The organism is Achromobacter sp. UBA4530 (genome assembly GCF_002388205.1).
Classification (GTDB): Bacteria; Pseudomonadota; Gammaproteobacteria; order Burkholderiales; family Burkholderiaceae_B; genus Achromobacter; species Achromobacter animicus.
In genome coordinates this window covers 1-15,501 of the sequence record NZ_DGMA01000031.1, presented here as the reverse complement: position 1 = coordinate 15,501, position 15,501 = coordinate 1, and the positions used below count along the sequence as shown (strand labels likewise).

The following is a 15,501-nucleotide window of genomic DNA, read 5'->3' as shown; positions in this document are numbered from 1 at the left end:
TAGGGTGAGACGGGATCACGCGCCGGATTTGCCGGTGATCTCGTCGGTCGCACGCGCCAGGATGGCCGCGATGCGTCGTTGTTCTGCAGGCGAGGCGTCGGTACGGTCCAGAAGCGCGCGCTTGAGCGCCTGGCGCGCCTCCACGAACTCCGGCAGCCAGCCGGTGCGGGCGTCCTCGCCTTCCGGGCCGGTGGCGCGCGGCTGGCCGCTCCAGGCCTGGCGCATGTAGTCCATCTTGCGCGCGACATGCTTGAGCTTGTTGAACATCAGCGTCAGGCGTTCGCGGTTGGCGTCCAGATACGCCTTGCCCGGTTCCGCCAGGTGATAGCGCTTCTTGGCGCCCTCTTGCTCGACGGTGGCGTAGCCCAGTTCTTCCAGATACGTCAGCGCGGGGTAGACCATGCCGGGGCTGGGCGTATAGAAACCGTTGCTGAGCGCGCCCAATGCCTTGATGAGTTCGTAGCCGTGGCTGGGGTTCTGTTCCAGCAGTCCGAGCAGCATCAGTTGCAGGTCGTCGCTGGATACTTTGCGGCTGCGAGTGAAGCCGCGTCCGTCGCCGCCGAACCCGTCCGCATCGCCGCGGCCGTCGGAGGAACCGGAAAACCAGTCGCCACCCGCGCTGGCGTGACGCGGGTGGCGGTGACTGGGGTGGTGGTGGCCATGGTGGGGACGCCCATGGTGCGGGTGTTCGCGGAAAGCCGTTTGGCGCATAGGTAGCTCTTACGATATGTCTTACGATAGCTCGTACGATATACCCGCGTTGTCCGTCGCGTCAAATCCCCTGCCAATGTCTTGTGCTGGCGTCCCCTAAAAATCCTACTCCGAGGGCGCCAGCGACACAGCTGGACCCGCCTGCACCCATCGCGCGAAGTCGGCGGCACGGGGTTCATCCGGCGCGGGCGCATAGACCACCAATCGCAAGTGCCGGCTTTCATCGACACTCAAGGTGGCATGCTCGAACGCGATATCGCCCAACGCATCCACATGCAGCGTGCGCAGTCCCATGCACGTGCCATGCACGTCGTGCTCGCGCCACCACGACTGGAATTCGGGCGACACACGTTCCAATTCATCAACCAGTTCAGCGATATCGGACACGCCGGTCGCGCTGGCGAAATCGCGCCGGAACGAGGACAGCATGCGGGGCGCCTGCACCGTCCAATCCACAAAGCGTTCACGCATCGCGGGGTCCACGAACAGCATCCAGAGAAGGTTGCGCCGTCCCGGCGCCTGCCCGGAAAAATTGAACACCTTGTCCGCGGCGGCGTTCCACACGACGACGTCCCAACGCAGGTTCAGGATGTAGGCGGGCCGCGCGGGCAGGTCATCCATCAAGCGGCGAACTTGCGCGGGCACGGTGCACCACGTGCGGCCGGTCTCGGCCGGCGGGCGCTGGTGCGCCAGCAGATACAGGTGGCGGCGCTCGGCGTCGTCCAACCGCAGCACGCGCGCCAGGTTTTCGAGAAAGGTGGCCGACACACTGATGTTGCGCCCCTGTTCAAACCACGTGTACCAGGCCAGTCCGACGCCGGCCAGCGCCGCCACTTCCTCGCGGCGCAACCCCGGCGTGCGGCGGCGGCGGCCGGGCGGAAGCCCCAGGTCAGCGGGAGTGAGCCGTTCCCGGCGCAGGCGCAGGAATTCGGACAGGTCGGCCCGGGTGCGGTCCAGACGGCGTGAAATGGCGGGTTCGGTCATGACGGGGTTGCACGGAGTAATAGCATAAACAGCTAAATTGTATAAGGCTAAAGGTCCGCCCAGAATAGCGCCGATCCTGACTTTTTGGACGCTTTCATGTCGACCACGACCCTTCCCGCCACGCCGTCGGCCGCCCCTGCCGACCCCGCTTCGCCACGACTCGGCAAGCTCGGCCTGGCGGTGCTGCTATCCGGCGGCTTCATCACGATCTTCGACCTGTTCGTCGTGAACGTGGCCATCCCCAGCATGCAGGCCACGCTGTCGGCCAGCTTCGCGCAGATCAACTTCATCATCGCCGCCTATGAACTGGCGTATGGCGTGCTGCTCATCGCGGGCAGCCGGTTGGGCGACCGCCATGGCAGGCGACGGCTGTTCATGCTGGGCATGGCGGGCTTTGCGGTGGCGTCCGCGCTGTGCGGCCTGGCGCCCACGCCGGACACGCTGATCGCCGCGCGCATCCTGCAGGGCGCCGCCGCGGCCCTGCTGTTTCCGCAGGTGTATGCGCTGATCCGCGTCAGCTTCGAGGGGCATGCGCGGCGCCGGGCGTTCGGGCTGCTGGGCATGACGCTGGGCCTGGCCGCCATCGCCGGGCAGGTGCTCGGCGGTTGGATCGTCCATGCGGATCTGTTCGGGTTGGCGTGGCGTGCCATCTTTCTGATCAATCTGCCGCTGGGGCTGCTGGCGTGCTGGCTTGCCCGGCACATCCCCGAATCCGCCGAGCCCTCGGGCGCGGCGATGGACTGGCCCGGCGCCGCGCTCGTGGGCCTGGGGTTGGCGTTGCTGCTGCTGGCGTTGATCGAAGGCCCCGCCCAGCAATGGCCCGCCTGGACGCTCGCCTGCGGCGGGGCATCGGTGGTTGCGCTGGCAGCCTTCGTGCGGCTGCAGCGCCGGGTCGCCGCGCGCGGCGGCGTGCCGCTGGTGGACATGGACTTGCTGGCGCAGCCGCGCTTTGCGGCGGGGTGCCTCGTCGTGATGCTGGTGTTCTCCACCGCCAGCGCCATGTTTCTTTGCTACGCCTTGCTGGTGCAGACGGGCTTTGGCCTGGATGCGTTGACGGCCGGCATGATCTTCGCGCCGGCCAGCGTCGGATTCGTGGCGGGATCGATGGTGGCGCCAAGACTGGTCGCCCGGTACGGCACGCGCGCGATCGCGCTGGCCGCGCTGTTGTACGGCGGGGCGACGGCGGCGCTGATGATGCAAACCGGCATCGCCGGCGCCAGCCTGTCGCCGTGGACGCTGCTGCCTGCGCTGGTGTGGCTGGGCGCGGCGCAAGGCGCGGTCAACACGCCGCTGGTCAACCTGGCGATGGGGCTGGTCGACGACCGCCAGGCCGGCATGGCGGCGGGCGTGGTGTCGACCTTGCAACAGGTGGGCGCCGCGTTGGGCGTGTCGGCTGCAGGCATGCTGTATGGCGGTGCGTTGGAGGCTTACGCGGAAGCCAGCGCGGCCGAGCGCCATGCGCAGGCGTTTGCGTCGGCCATGCAGTTCAATGTCGCAGCCGTTCTGGTGGCGGCCGTCTTGCTGTGGCGGCTGGGCCGTCATCGCTGACGGCCCGTTGCCGCGCCGGGGCCTTTATCCCGCGGACAACTCGCGGGCGCGCTGCTGCGCCTTGTGCACAGCCTCGGTGATGGCCTGGGCCACGCCCGCCTGCTGCATGTGCGACAGGGCGGCGTAGGTGGTGCCGCCCTTGGAAGTGACGCGGTCCTGCAATTCGGTCAACGGCACGTCTTCGCTGGCGGCCAGTTCCGCCGCACCGCGGAAGGCGGCGACAGCCAGCCGGCGCGCATCGGCGGGCGCAAAGCCCAATTCGACGGCGCCCTTTTCCAGCGCCGCCATGAAATGGAACACGTAACCGGGGCCGCTGCCCGTCACCGCAGTGACGGCGTCGATCATGGCTTCGGATTCGGTCCAGATGCGTTCGCCGACCGCCGCGAACAGCGCGTCGACCTGATCGCGCTGGGCCTGCTCGCAAGCCGGCGTGGCGAAGAGGCCGGTCATGCCCAGGCCCACCTTGGCCGGCGTGTTGGGCATGGCGCGAACGATGCGCGCGTGCCCGCCCAGCCATTCCGACAACGCAGCCAGCTCGACGCCCGCCGCGATGCTGACCACGGTGGCCTCGGCCGGCAGATGCTGCCGGACCTGGCCGCAGGCTTCGCGCAGCACTTGCGGTTTGGTGGCCAGCACACACAGGGCGGCGTCGCCGATGTCGGCACTGACGCCTTCCTGGCAGGGCAAGCCGCGTGCGACCAGCGCCTCGCGGGTCGGCGCGTAGGGTTCGATCACCAGAAAATCGGTCAACGCCCGGCCCTGGCCGATCAGTCCGTCGATGATGGCGGAGGCCATATTGCCGCCGCCGATGAAGACAATTTTTTCACGCATGTTGCTTCAGTTCCGAAGTAGGGATTGCGGACCGGTCCGGCATGGGAGCATTGCCGGCGCGCGGATCATTGATGCCACAGTCTACGGGCTTTCCGGGGCGTCACGCCCCCGCCAGCGGCACGCCCGCCTGCGACGACGACCGCGTGCCCGGCAGCGGATGGCAGGACTCGGGGTGGTAGGTATGAACCACCGACAGCTTCACGCGGTCGCTGCTGTTGCCCTGCGCGGCGTGCAAGGTGCGGCAGTGAAAGAACACCACATCGCCCGCTTGCAGTTCCGGACAGACGGCGCGCGCGATCCAGTCGGCGTTCTGCGGCACGTCCTCGCGGAAGAATTTCTTGTCGTCGAATTGGTCCGGCGTAAATGCCGCCGCGTGCGAGCCCGGAATGAACGACAGCCCGCCATTGGCGCGCGTCTCCGGCCCCAGGGCCAGCCAACAGGACACCAGATCCGTATCCGAGAACGACCAATAGCGGATGTCCTGATGCCAGCCCGTCAGGCTGCCGTACGCCGGGTGCTTGGTCATCACGCAGTTGTGGTGCACGGTGGACAGCACCGGCGTCTCGTTGAAATAGCGCTTCAACCACTGCCCAATGCGCGGATCGGTGGCCCATTGGGCAAACAGGGGGTCGCGCGCGTAGGCGTTGAGCAGGCGGCGCACTGTCAGGCCGCCCTCAGCGCTGCGCGATTGCGGCGCGCCGGGATAGCGCAGGTCGGCTTCGTATTCGATGGGTGCGACGTGATCGCGCAAATGGCGTTCAGCCAGCGCACGCAGCGCGGCAAGCTGCTCCGGGTTGGCGAACTGGCGCGCCACCACGAAGCCCTGCTCGCGCAGGACGGCTATCTGATCATCAGGCAATAACCCGGACATCTTGATCCTCACAGCCCGCGGCGTAGGCGGCGCGTCTGCGGGCGGGCAGGCGCGCACCGGGCAAGGCGCCGGTCACGCGGGATGGCTAGATTACCAAATGGCAAGGCCGCCGGGCGGCTCCCGCGTCCTCAGCCCGCTGGCGTCTTCTCGGGGCGGACCGGCGGCGGCGTCAGCCGGGCGGCGTCGCGCTCCTGGACCTCGTGGTGCACCCATTCGCGCCAGACGGCCACCAGCAGCGCCATCAGCACCGGCCCCACGAACAATCCCACGATGCCCATGGTCTTCACGCCGCCCACCAGCCCGAAGAAGGTCGGCAGGAACGGCAGCTTGACGGGACCGCCCACCAGGCGCGGGCGCAGGGTCTTGTCGACGATGAAGAGTTCGACGCTGCCCCAGACCATCAGCGCAATGCCCGCGACCACATGGCCCGAGCCCACCAGATACAGGGACACCAGCGTGAACGACAACGGCGCGCCACCGGGAATCAGCGCCATGAAGCCGGTGACCACGCCCAGCAGCACGGGCGACGGCACACCCGCGACCCAGTAGGCGATGCCCAGCACCACGCCTTCGCCCAGCGCGATCAGGCCCATGCCGGTGACGGTGGAATTGATGGTGGCCGGGACCACGCGCGAAAAGCGCTGCCAGCGGGCGGGCAGAATGCGCTCGCCCAGCACGTCCAGTTGCGCGACCATGCGGATGCCGTCCTTGTAGACGAAGAACAGCGTGATCAGCATGAACAGCACCGTCAGCAGCAACTGGAACACGTTGCCCGTGGCGGCCAGCGCCATGCGGTAGATGTTGCCCAGGTGTTCGCCGCTGACGGCTTCGACCAGCGCGCCCAGCGCGTGAGGCTGGCCGATATAGGATTGCCAGTACTGTCCCAGGCGATCGCCCACCACCGGCAGGGACGAAATCCACGCGGGCACGTCCACGCCGTGGCGGTTGGCCGCGATGGCCCAGGCGACGAAAGCGCTGGCTTCCTTGATGGCATAGGACAGGGCCAGCGACAACGGGACGATCAGCACCACGACGACGACGAGCAGCGCCAGCGACGCGGCAACCGCCGTGCGGCCGCCGCAACGGACGACGAGGCGTTGGTACAGGGGCCAGCTGGCCAGGCCGATGATCAGCGCCGCCAGGGCCGGAACCAGGAATCCGCTAAGGAAGTAAACCCCCGCCAACAGCACAAGCAGCAACAGCCAACGGGCGATCAGGTAGGCGGGTAGAACAGGCTGCATAGCGGATCGACTGTAAGGGCGTTGTAGGCTTTGACTGTCGGACTATACAGACGTTTCATGCAATACGAGGGACGTAAGGGCTGTATTTACTACGGGGTTTCCCGTGCTTAACGCAGATGGCGGACCCGAAGGTCCGCCATGTCGTCGTCCAGCCTACGCGGATTTACAGCACGTATTCCGCAGCTTCCTCGCGGGCGGTGCGGCGACGCGGGGCCATGTCGGCCAGCGCCGGGATAGCGGGCACGGGCGGTTGCGCCGGAGCGGTCTGCCCCTGATTGCGCTGGTACACCGCGCAGGACGCGGCGGCCGGGTCGGTCTCGTCGCGGCCGCTGAGCAGCGGACACCCGGCGAACAGTTCGGCCACCCAGTCGGTAAAGGCCCGCACCTTGGGCGACAACTGCCGGCTCTGCGGATACAGCACCGAGATTGCCGTGGAGCTGGGCTTCCACTGCGGCAGGATCTCGATCAGCTCACCCGATTGCAGATACGGCAGCGCCATGTAGCGGGCGGTCTGGATCAGCCCGAAGCCCTTCAGCCCGCAATCCAGGTAGGCGCCCGCTTCGTTCACGGCCACCGTGCCCTTCATGTCCACTTCCTGGTGCTTGCCGTCCACCTTGAAGTCCCAGGCACAGTTGCGGCCGGTGCGGCTGGAGAAATAGTGCACCGCGTGGTGGTCGCGCAACGATTCGATCGTCTGCGGCATGCCGTGGCGCGCCACGTAGGTGGGGGACGCGCAGGTCACGGTCTGCAGAGTGCCGATGCGGCGGGCGACGAGGCTGGAATCTTCGAGATCGCCGGCGCGGATCACGCAGTCCACGGCTTCCTGGACCATGTCGACCGGACGGTCGCCCAGGCCCAGCACCAGCTCGACGTCGGGGTATTTGTCGTGGAAATCACACAATGAGGGAATCAGGATCAGCCGGCCGATGCAGGTCGGCACATCGATGCGCAGCCGGCCCTTGAGCCGCAGGGCCGCTTCCTGGAAGCAGGCCTCGGTCTCTTCCACGTCGGCCAGGATGCGCACGCAGTGCTGGTAATAGCCTGCGCCGTCGGGCGTCAGGCCGATGCGGCGCGTGGTGCGGTTCAACAGGCGAACGCCAAGAAGGCGTTCCAGATTCTGAATGATGGTGGTGACGGTGGTGCGCGGAAGCGATAGGCTGTCGGCCGCCCGGGTGAAGCTATTGGCGTCCACGACGCGCACAAACACCTGCATAGCCTGAAAGCGGTCCATGGCAAGGGTGTCCTTAGGCAAATAAGTCGGGGTGGACGGAGCATAACCCGATTTCGACCTGGATTAGTCATTCTCCACGAACAGTGTTGCCGGGATAGACAGGTTTATCCGCCCGGACAAAACACTCAGAATGCAAACCATCTTGAAGTGCCCTTGCCGCCCGGCGCAAGAAAAGGGCATGTCAATCCTCAGATTCCGCCCCCGCAGCGACCCGCCCTGATCAGGCGCCCGCCGCCTCTGGATAAGCGACCCCGGTCGATGCTGCACCGCAGCATATCCATATAGCGCCGGATTCTTAGGACTGGCATCCCCGCCCCGCCGACTCGTCGTCCCCGCATCCCGGGCAAGCGCGCTTCCGCCTCTAAAAGACCACTCAAGGAAACACCATGGTTTCGCGTAAACGTATTGCTGTGCTCGTCGTATTTGCAGCCGTGCTGGCGGCGGGCGGCGGCTATGCCCTCACCCGCGGCCCCGCGGGCGGCAATGTCGCGATGGCGCAGGGCGCCCCCGCCGCGCCGCCCGTCGAGGTTGCGGAAGTCCTCAACAAGACGATCGTCGACTGGCAGCGCTATTCCGGCCGCCTGGAAGCCATCGACCGCGTGGACATCCGCCCCCTGGTCTCCGGCACGCTGACCGCCGTCCATTTCAAGGACGGCAGCATCGTCAAAAAGGGCGACGTGCTCTTCACCATCGACCCGCGCCCTTACGCGGCCGAAGTGGACCGCGCCGCCGCGGCGCTGACCGCCGCCAAGGCGCGCGCCGCCTACACGGCCTCGGAACTGGCCCGTGGCCAGCGCCTCTTGACCGACAACGCCATCGCCCGCCGCGACTTCGAGGAAAAGCAGAACGCCGCGCGCGAAGCCGCCGCCAACCTGCAGGGCGCCCAGGCCGCGCTGGACTACGCCAAGCTCAACCTGGGCTACACGCGTATCGAGGCCCCCGTGGACGGCCGCGTGTCGCGCGCCGAGGTCACCGTGGGCAACGTGGTCGCCGCCGGCGCCGCATCGGTGCCGCTGACCACGCTGGTGTCGGTGTCCAAGATGTACGCATCGTTCGACGTGGACGAACAAACGTTCCTGCGCTACGTGAACCCCGCCCGCAACGGCCGCAATGGCGCGGTGCCGGTCGAACTGGGCCTGGCCAATGAAGACGGCTACTCGCGCACCGGCGCCGTGCAGTCGGTGGACAACCGCCTGGACGCCACCTCCGGCACCATCCGCGTGCGCGCCGAGTTCGACAACGCCGACGGCACCCTGCTGCCGGGCCTCTACGCCCGCATCCGCCTGGGCGGCAGCGAACCCCGCGAGGCCGTGCTGATCGACGAACGCGCCATCGGCACCGACCAGGACAAGCGCTTCGTGCTGGTGCTGGACGACAAGAACCACGCCGTCTACCGCCAGGTGAAGCTGGGCGCCAATCAGGAAGGCCTGCGCGTCGTCGACGCCGGCCTGACTGCCGGCGAACGCATCGTCGTCAACGGCCTGCAGCGCATCCGCCCCGGCGACGCCGTGACCCCGACCGTTGTCCCCATGGTTGCCGCCAAGCGCAACCCGGTCAAGACCGCCTCGGCGCAGAACTGAGCCGACGCGTCGAACGAGAACGTTTATGAATATCTCGAAATTCTTCATCGACCGGCCGATCTTCGCCGGCGTGCTATCGATCCTGGTGCTGCTGGCAGGCCTGCTGGCCATGTTCCAGCTGCCCATCTCCGAATACCCGGAAGTCGTGCCGCCGTCTGTGGTGGTGCGCGCGCAGTACCCGGGCGCCAACCCCAAGGTCATCGCCGAAACCGTCGCCTCGCCGCTGGAAGAATCCATCAACGGCGTCGAAGACATGCTGTACATGCAGTCGCAGGCCAACAGCGACGGCAACCTGACGCTGACGGTCAACTTCAAGCTGGGCGTGGACCCGGACAAGGCGCAGCAGCTGGTGCAGAACCGCGTGTCGCAGGCGCTGCCGCGCCTGCCGCCGGATGTGCAGCGCCTGGGCGTGACCACGGCCAAGAGCTCGCCCACGCTGACGCTGGTCGTGCACCTGATCTCGCCCAATGACCGCTACGACATCACCTACCTGCGCAACTACGCCATCCTGAACGTCAAGGACCGCCTGTCGCGCATCACGGGCGTGGGCGAAGTGACGGTGTGGGGGTCGGGCAACTACTCCATGCGCGTGTGGCTCGATCCGCAAAAGGTCGCGCAGCGCGGCATGACCGCATCCGAAGTCGTCAACGCGATCCGCGAACAGAACGTGCAGGTGGCCGCCGGCGTGATCGGCGCCTCGCCCACGCAGGGCGACGTGCCGCTGCAATTGAACGTGAACGCGCGCGGCCGACTGCAGACCGAAGAAGAATTCCGCGACATCATCCTGAAGACCTCGCCGGACGGCGCCGTGACGCACCTGTCCGACGTGGCCCGCGTGGAACTGGATGCGCAGGAATACGGCCTGCGTTCGCTCCTGAACAACAAGCAGGCGGTCGGCATGGGCATCATGCAGTCGCCCGGCGCCAACGCGCTGGACGTCTCCAGCCAGGTGCGCGCCGCGATGGCCGAGCTGGCCCAGGACTTCCCGCCGGGCGTGGAATACCGCATCGAATACGACCCCACGCAATTCGTGCGCTCGAGTATCGAAGCCGTCGTGCACACCCTGCTCGAAGCCATCGCGCTGGTCGTGCTGGTCGTGATCCTGTTCCTGCAGACCTGGCGCGCGTCCATCATCCCGCTGCTCGCGGTGCCCGTGTCCATCGTCGGCACGTTCGCGCTGCTGCTGATGTTCGGCTACTCCATCAACGCGCTGTCGCTGTTCGGCATGGTGCTGGCCATCGGGATCGTGGTGGACGACGCCATCGTGGTCGTCGAAAACGTCGAGCGCAACATCGCGGCGGGCTTGAGTCCACGCGATGCGACCTATCGCGCCATGCGCGAAGTCAGCGGCCCCATCATCGCAATCGCGCTGACGCTGTGCGCCGTGTTCGTGCCGCTTGCCTTCATGACGGGCCTGACCGGCCAGTTCTACAAGCAGTTCGCCATGACCATCGCCATCTCGACGGTGATCTCGGCCTTCAACTCGCTGACCCTGTCGCCCGCACTGTCGGCCCTGCTGCTCAAGAGCCACCACGACAAGCCCGACTGGCTGACCCGCGGCATGAACCGCATCTTCGGCCGCTTCTTCAACTGGTTCAACAACATGTTCGGCCGCGCGTCCGAGTCCTACGGCACCGGCGTGGCCAGCGTCATCCGCCGCAAGGCCGGCGCGATGGGCGTGTACGCCGTGCTGGTCGCCGCCACCATTGGCGTGTCGTACCTGGTGCCAGGCGGCTTCGTACCCGCGCAGGACAAGCAATACCTGATCGGCTTCACGCAGCTGCCCAACGGCGCCTCGCTGGACCGCACCGAAGACGTGATCCGCCGCATGAGCGACATCGCCCTGAAGGAACCTGGCGTGCAATCGGCCATCGCCTTCCCCGGCCTGTCCATCAACGGCTTCACCAACAGCTCCAGCGCCGGCATCGTGTTCGTCACGCTCAAGCCCTTCGGCGAACGCAACAACGCCGAGCTGTCCGGCAACGCCATCGCCGCGTCCCTGAACCAGAAGTTCGCAGCCATCCAGGACTCGTTCATCGCCGTGTTCCCGCCCCCGCCCGTCATGGGCCTGGGCACGCTCGGCGGCTTCAAGCTCCAGCTCGAAGACCGCGCGGCCCTCGGCTATGCCGAACTGGACAAGGCCAAGCAGGCCTTCCTGGAAAAGGCGCGCCAGACGCCGGAACTGGGCCCCACGTTCTCCAGCTACGAGATCAACGTCCCGCAGCTCGACGTCGACCTGGACCGCGTCAAGGCCAAGCAGCTTGGCGTGCCGGTGACCGAAGTCTTCGACACCATGCAGATCTATCTGGGCTCCATGTACGTCAACGACTTCAACCGGTTCGGCCGCGTCTTCCAGGTTCGCGCCCAGGCTGATGCGCCCTTCCGCGCCCACGCCGACGACATCCTGCAGCTCAAGACCCGCAACGCCGCCGGCGACATGGTCCCGCTGTCCTCGCTGGTCACCGTCAAGCAGACCTTCGGCCCCGAAATGGTCGTGCGCTACAACGGCTACACCGCCGCCGACATCAACGGCGGCCCCGCCCCCGGCTACTCGTCCGACCAGGCGCAAGCCGCCGCCGAGCGCGTCGCCGCCGAAACCCTGCCGCGTGGCGTCAAGTTCGAATGGACTGACCTCACGTACCAGCAGATCCTCGCGGGCAACGCCGGCCTGTGGGTCTTCCCCATCAGCGTCCTGCTCGTTTTTCTGGTGCTGGCCGCGTTGTACGAAAGCCTGACCCTGCCGCTCGCCGTGATCCTCATCGTGCCGATGAGCATCCTGGCCGCGCTGACCGGCGTCTACCTCACCGGCAACGACAACAACATCTTCACGCAGATCGGCCTGATGGTGCTGGTGGGGCTGTCGGCGAAGAACGCGATCCTGATCGTCGAATTCGCCCGGGAGCTCGAAATGAACGGCCGCACGCCGCTCGAAGCCGCCATCGAAGCCAGCCGCCTGCGCCTGCGTCCCATCCTGATGACGTCCATCGCGTTCATCATGGGCGTGGTGCCGCTGGTGCTGTCCTCTGGCGCCGGTTCCGAAATGCGCCACGCCATGGGTGTCGCCGTCTTCTTCGGCATGCTCGGCGTGACCCTGTTCGGCCTGTTCCTCACGCCGGTGTTCTACGTCCTGCTCCGCTCGCTCGGCGGCAAGAAGCTGCACTCCGCCGCGCCGCACGAAGCGCCCGTCTGCGTGCCGCACATCGACCCCAACGCGCCGCCCGCGCCGCAACACCACGCGTAAGCCGACAGAAAAAAGAGTAGCCAGCGCGTCCCGTCCAAATTTGCACGGGACGCGCGCCAAAGAGAAACGTCATCATGATCAAAAGACTGACCCGAGGATCCGCCCTGCTCGCCATGCTGCTCGTGCTGGCCGGCTGCGCGGTGGGTCCCACCTACCAGCGCCCCACGGCCGACACGCCCGCCGCCTTCAAGGAAGCCGCCCTGCCCGCGTCCGAGGCCGGCACCTGGAAGCCCGCCGAACCTTCTGAGGACGCCCTGCGCGGCGCCTGGTGGAAGGTCTTCAACGACGAAGGCCTGAACCAGCTTGAAGAAGAAGCCCAGCGCGCCAACCAGGACCTGCAAGCCGCCGCCGCCCGCCTCACCCAGGCCCGCGCCCTGCAACGCGAAGCGCGCTCCGGCTTCTTCCCCAGCCTCGACGCCGGCTTCGGCCCCAACCGCCAACGCCCCTCGGCCGTCTCGCAAGGCCTGCCCGACGGCACGTCGACTTCCCCCGTCACCACCTGGCGCGCGCAAGGCACGGTGTCGTACGAGGCCGACCTCTTCGGCCGCGTCGCATCGACAGTGGACGCCGCCACCGCCGACGCCCAGCAAAGCGAAGCGCTCTACCGCTCCGTCCTGCTCGCCCTGCAAGCCGACGTCGCCACCACCTACTTCCTGGTCCGTGAACAAGACGCCGAATCGCGCCTCTACCACCAGACCGTCAAACTGCGCACCGACACCCTTCAACTCATCCAGCGCCGCTACGACGCCGGCGACATCAGTGAACTGGACCTGGCACGCGCCAAGGCCGAACTCGCCTCCGCGCAATCCGAGGCCCTGGGCATCGACCGCCGCCGCGCCACCGCCGAACACGCGCTGGCCGTCCTGCTGGGCCGCGCCCCGTCCGAATTCACCATGCCGCCGCAGCCCATCGAAAAGATCGCACTGACCATCCCCGCCGGCCTGCCCTCCACGCTGCTCGAACGCCGCCCCGACATCGCCGCCGCCGAACGCGCCATGGCCGCCGCCAACGCCCGCGTCGGCGCCGCCAAGTCCGCGTTCTTCCCCCGCCTGGATATCACCGGCGCCTTCGGCTACGAGTCCTCGGAACTGGGCAACCTCTTCCAATGGTCCAGCCGCACGTTCCTGCTGGGCCCCCTGGTCGGCGCCGCCCTGTCCATGCCCATCTTCGACGGCGGCCGCCGCCAAGCCGGCCTGGACCGCGCCCGCGCCGTCTACGAAGAAGACGTCGCCGTCTACCGCCAGACCGTCCTGAACGCGTTCCGCGAAGTGGAAGACAACCTCGCGAACCTGCGCATCCTCGCGGACCAGACCAAGGCCCAGAACGAGGCGGTGGAAGCGGCTGCCCGCGCCGCGAAGCTCTCGCACACGCAGTACCGTGAAGGCTCGATCAGCTATCTGGACGTGATTGAAGCCGACCGCAGCGTGCTCTTGCAGCAACGCGTGTCGGTGCAACTGACTGCCGAACAGGCCCGGTCGACGGTGGGGTTGATTCGCGCTATCGGCGGAGGCTGGGATAATCCGGTCCCGCCGGAAAAGGTCGCGACGAAGTAACGCAAACCAGTTTGGTGTCTGACACGCGAGGCGTTTCTAACCCGGTGTCAGACACCCCGCGTAGACCGGCTTGCACTCGTTACGGTTAAGCCCCAGGGGTGTCAGACACCTAGCCATCACCAAGCCGTCGCCAACCGACACGGCACCGCCAAAAAGCCACCCGCGCGCCAGCGCGCAGCGCCATCACCCCGACGCAAGACACCGCGTAAGCCCCACCAGGCCGCCCGCGCGGCCTGTAGTGGTCTAATTTTGGTAGACACCCATTTAGGTTGAACCTAGGAGGTGAGTCATGACCAAGATAAAGCGGCGTGCCTTTACGGCTGAGTTCAAGCTTCAGGCGGTTCACATGGTTATGGACAAAGACCTTAGCGTGGCCGAGGTCTGCAAATCGTTGGGGATAGGCGAGACAGCACTGCGGCGGTGGCTGGTCCAGTACAAGGCAGATCGACTGGGCGATCCTGGTCCAGGCTTGCCGATCACGCCCGAGCAACGACGTATCCGCGAGTTGGAGATGGAGTTGCGCCAAGCGAAGGTGGACATGGAGCTGTTAAAAAAAGCCTCGGCCTTCTTTGCCCGCGAGCTCAAGTGAGCTTTGCCCTGGTGGCGCATATGCAACAGAAGGCCTATCACGTCAGCCACATCTGCCGGGTGTTGGGTGTTAGCCGATCCGGTTATTACGCTCAGCGTAGCCGACGGATACGTCCTAAGGCGTTGCGCGAACAGGTGCATGTAGCTGCGGCATTTAACGCAAGTGGATCGACGTACGGTAGCCGCCGTATCTCTCACGCGTTGCGAGCTGAAGGCATTGTCATTGGCCGCTATCGTGCGCGCACTCTGATGCGGCAGGCCTTTCTAAGACCCGTTTGGAAGCGTCGGTTCGTTCGCAACCCGATCACCGATTTAGGGCAGCCGACGTTCAAGAACGTGCTCGATCGGCAGTTCGATGTGAGCCAGCCCAACCGAGCTTGGGTGACGGATGTCACTTGCATCAATACGGCTCAGGGATGGCTTCATCTGGCCGCCGTGTTGGATCTGTACTCGCGACGTCTGATTGGCTGGGCGACATCGCCAACGACGCATACGCCCGTCGTTCGCCAAGCACTGGAGATGGCAATTCGGCAGCGCCGACCTCGACCTGGGCTCGTGCTTCACTCCGATCGAGGCTTCCAGTACGGAAGCGCGGAATACCAGGCAATTCTTGCTGCGCACGGCATCGTGTGCAGCATGAGTCGCAGAGCAAACTGTTGGGACAACGCAGTCATGGAGAGATTCTTCCTGAGCCTGAAGGTCGAACGCCTATGGAAGGCGTCCTACGCCACCCGTGCCGAGGCCCATCGGGACATCCAGGACTACATCGAGAACTTCTACAACACCCGGCGGTTGCACTCTACGTTAGGGTATCTGGCTCCGGCCACCTATGAGGCCCGCCGGCCGCGAAAACAACCGACCTAAGTGTCCACTAAAACTTGACCACGACAGCCGCAGTGGGGCGGGCCCCGCAAGACGGTCCGACTCACGAAAAGCGTCGGCAAGAACCTCAAGAACCCCACCCACGCCAGCGTCCTATCAAGTTCAAACCACCGCAGCCCGGTGTGGCGGCGGCCTGGGTGCGCGGGGCGTGTAGATGCGCCCGAGGGAATCGGAAGGCAGGCGCCGCAGGCGACAACGACGATGACGAAGGGGCAGTCCGGAGCGAAGGCTCCGGACCGC

11 protein-coding genes are annotated in these 15,501 nt (G+C 66.4%); 5 read left to right on the top strand and 6 right to left on the bottom strand.

The annotated features are described in order from the left end of the window. Nucleotides 1-15: 15 nt before the first annotated feature. Both B2W22_RS21260 and B2W22_RS21255 read right to left on the bottom strand, forming a co-directional pair. Complete coding sequence (locus B2W22_RS21260) at nt 16-711, bottom strand: PadR family transcriptional regulator (protein WP_239216130.1); 696 nt, start codon at nt 709-711, stop codon at nt 16-18. 105 nt (nt 712-816) lie between these two features. After that, entirely contained in the window at nt 817-1,695 is an 879-nt protein-coding gene (locus B2W22_RS21255) for a helix-turn-helix transcriptional regulator (protein WP_286939464.1), read from the bottom strand. Between the two features lie 96 nt (nt 1,696-1,791). Here B2W22_RS21255 and B2W22_RS21250 point away from each other — a divergent pair, with 96 nt between their 5' ends. After that, the gene (locus B2W22_RS21250; protein ID WP_239216126.1) at nt 1,792-3,243 is read left to right on the top strand and encodes an MFS transporter; all 1,452 of its coding nucleotides are present in this window, start codon (nt 1,792-1,794) and stop codon (nt 3,241-3,243) included. A gap of 24 nt (nt 3,244-3,267) precedes the next feature. Here B2W22_RS21250 and proC read toward each other — a convergent pair whose 3' ends face one another. The 4 genes from proC to B2W22_RS21230 form a co-directional block, all read right to left on the bottom strand. Next, on the bottom strand, nt 3,268-4,074 hold the full coding sequence (gene proC / locus B2W22_RS21245; protein WP_286939462.1) for a pyrroline-5-carboxylate reductase: 807 nt from the start codon (nt 4,072-4,074) through the stop codon (nt 3,268-3,270). Nucleotides 4,075-4,174: 100 nt separating this feature from the next. Further along, nucleotides 4,175-4,945, bottom strand: a complete 771-nt coding sequence (locus B2W22_RS21240) for a phytanoyl-CoA dioxygenase family protein (protein ID WP_239216124.1) — start codon at nt 4,943-4,945, stop codon at nt 4,175-4,177. Nucleotides 4,946-5,073: 128 nt separating this feature from the next. Further along, a complete protein-coding gene (locus B2W22_RS21235; protein WP_056559631.1) occupies nt 5,074-6,186 on the bottom strand; it encodes an AI-2E family transporter in 1,113 nt (370 codons plus the stop codon). A 163-nt stretch (nt 6,187-6,349) separates the two neighbouring features. Further along, nucleotides 6,350-7,417: a LysR family transcriptional regulator gene (locus tag B2W22_RS21230; protein WP_175122249.1), complete on the bottom strand. Its 1,068-nt coding sequence runs from the start codon at nt 7,415-7,417 to the stop codon at nt 6,350-6,352. A gap of 386 nt (nt 7,418-7,803) precedes the next feature. On the opposite strand from B2W22_RS21230, the gene B2W22_RS21225 reads away from it, so the two are divergent. The 4 genes from B2W22_RS21225 to B2W22_RS21210 all read left to right on the top strand — a co-directional run bounded on the left by B2W22_RS21225 (nt 7,804) and on the right by B2W22_RS21210 (nt 15,243). Then, nucleotides 7,804-8,997 carry an efflux RND transporter periplasmic adaptor subunit gene (locus B2W22_RS21225; RefSeq protein WP_191579534.1) on the top strand — a complete coding sequence of 398 codons (1,194 nt, stop codon included), beginning with the start codon at nt 7,804-7,806 and terminating at the stop codon, nt 8,995-8,997. Between the two features lie 25 nt (nt 8,998-9,022). Next, nucleotides 9,023-12,238 (top strand): efflux RND transporter permease subunit, encoded by a 3,216-nt coding sequence (locus B2W22_RS21220; protein ID WP_286939461.1) that lies wholly within the window; start codon nt 9,023-9,025, stop codon nt 12,236-12,238. 74 nt (nt 12,239-12,312) lie between these two features. Beyond that, nucleotides 12,313-13,791: an efflux transporter outer membrane subunit gene (locus B2W22_RS21215; protein WP_286939459.1), complete on the top strand. Its 1,479-nt coding sequence runs from the start codon at nt 12,313-12,315 to the stop codon at nt 13,789-13,791. Nucleotides 13,792-14,080: 289 nt separating this feature from the next. Continuing rightward, nucleotides 14,081-15,243 (top strand): IS3 family transposase gene (locus B2W22_RS21210; protein WP_174245396.1). Its coding sequence is split into 2 segments (ribosomal slippage): nt 14,081-14,351 and nt 14,351-15,243, totalling 1,164 coding nucleotides; the frame shifts between segments, so codons are not numbered across the junction. Nucleotides 15,244-15,501 lie beyond the last annotated feature (258 nt).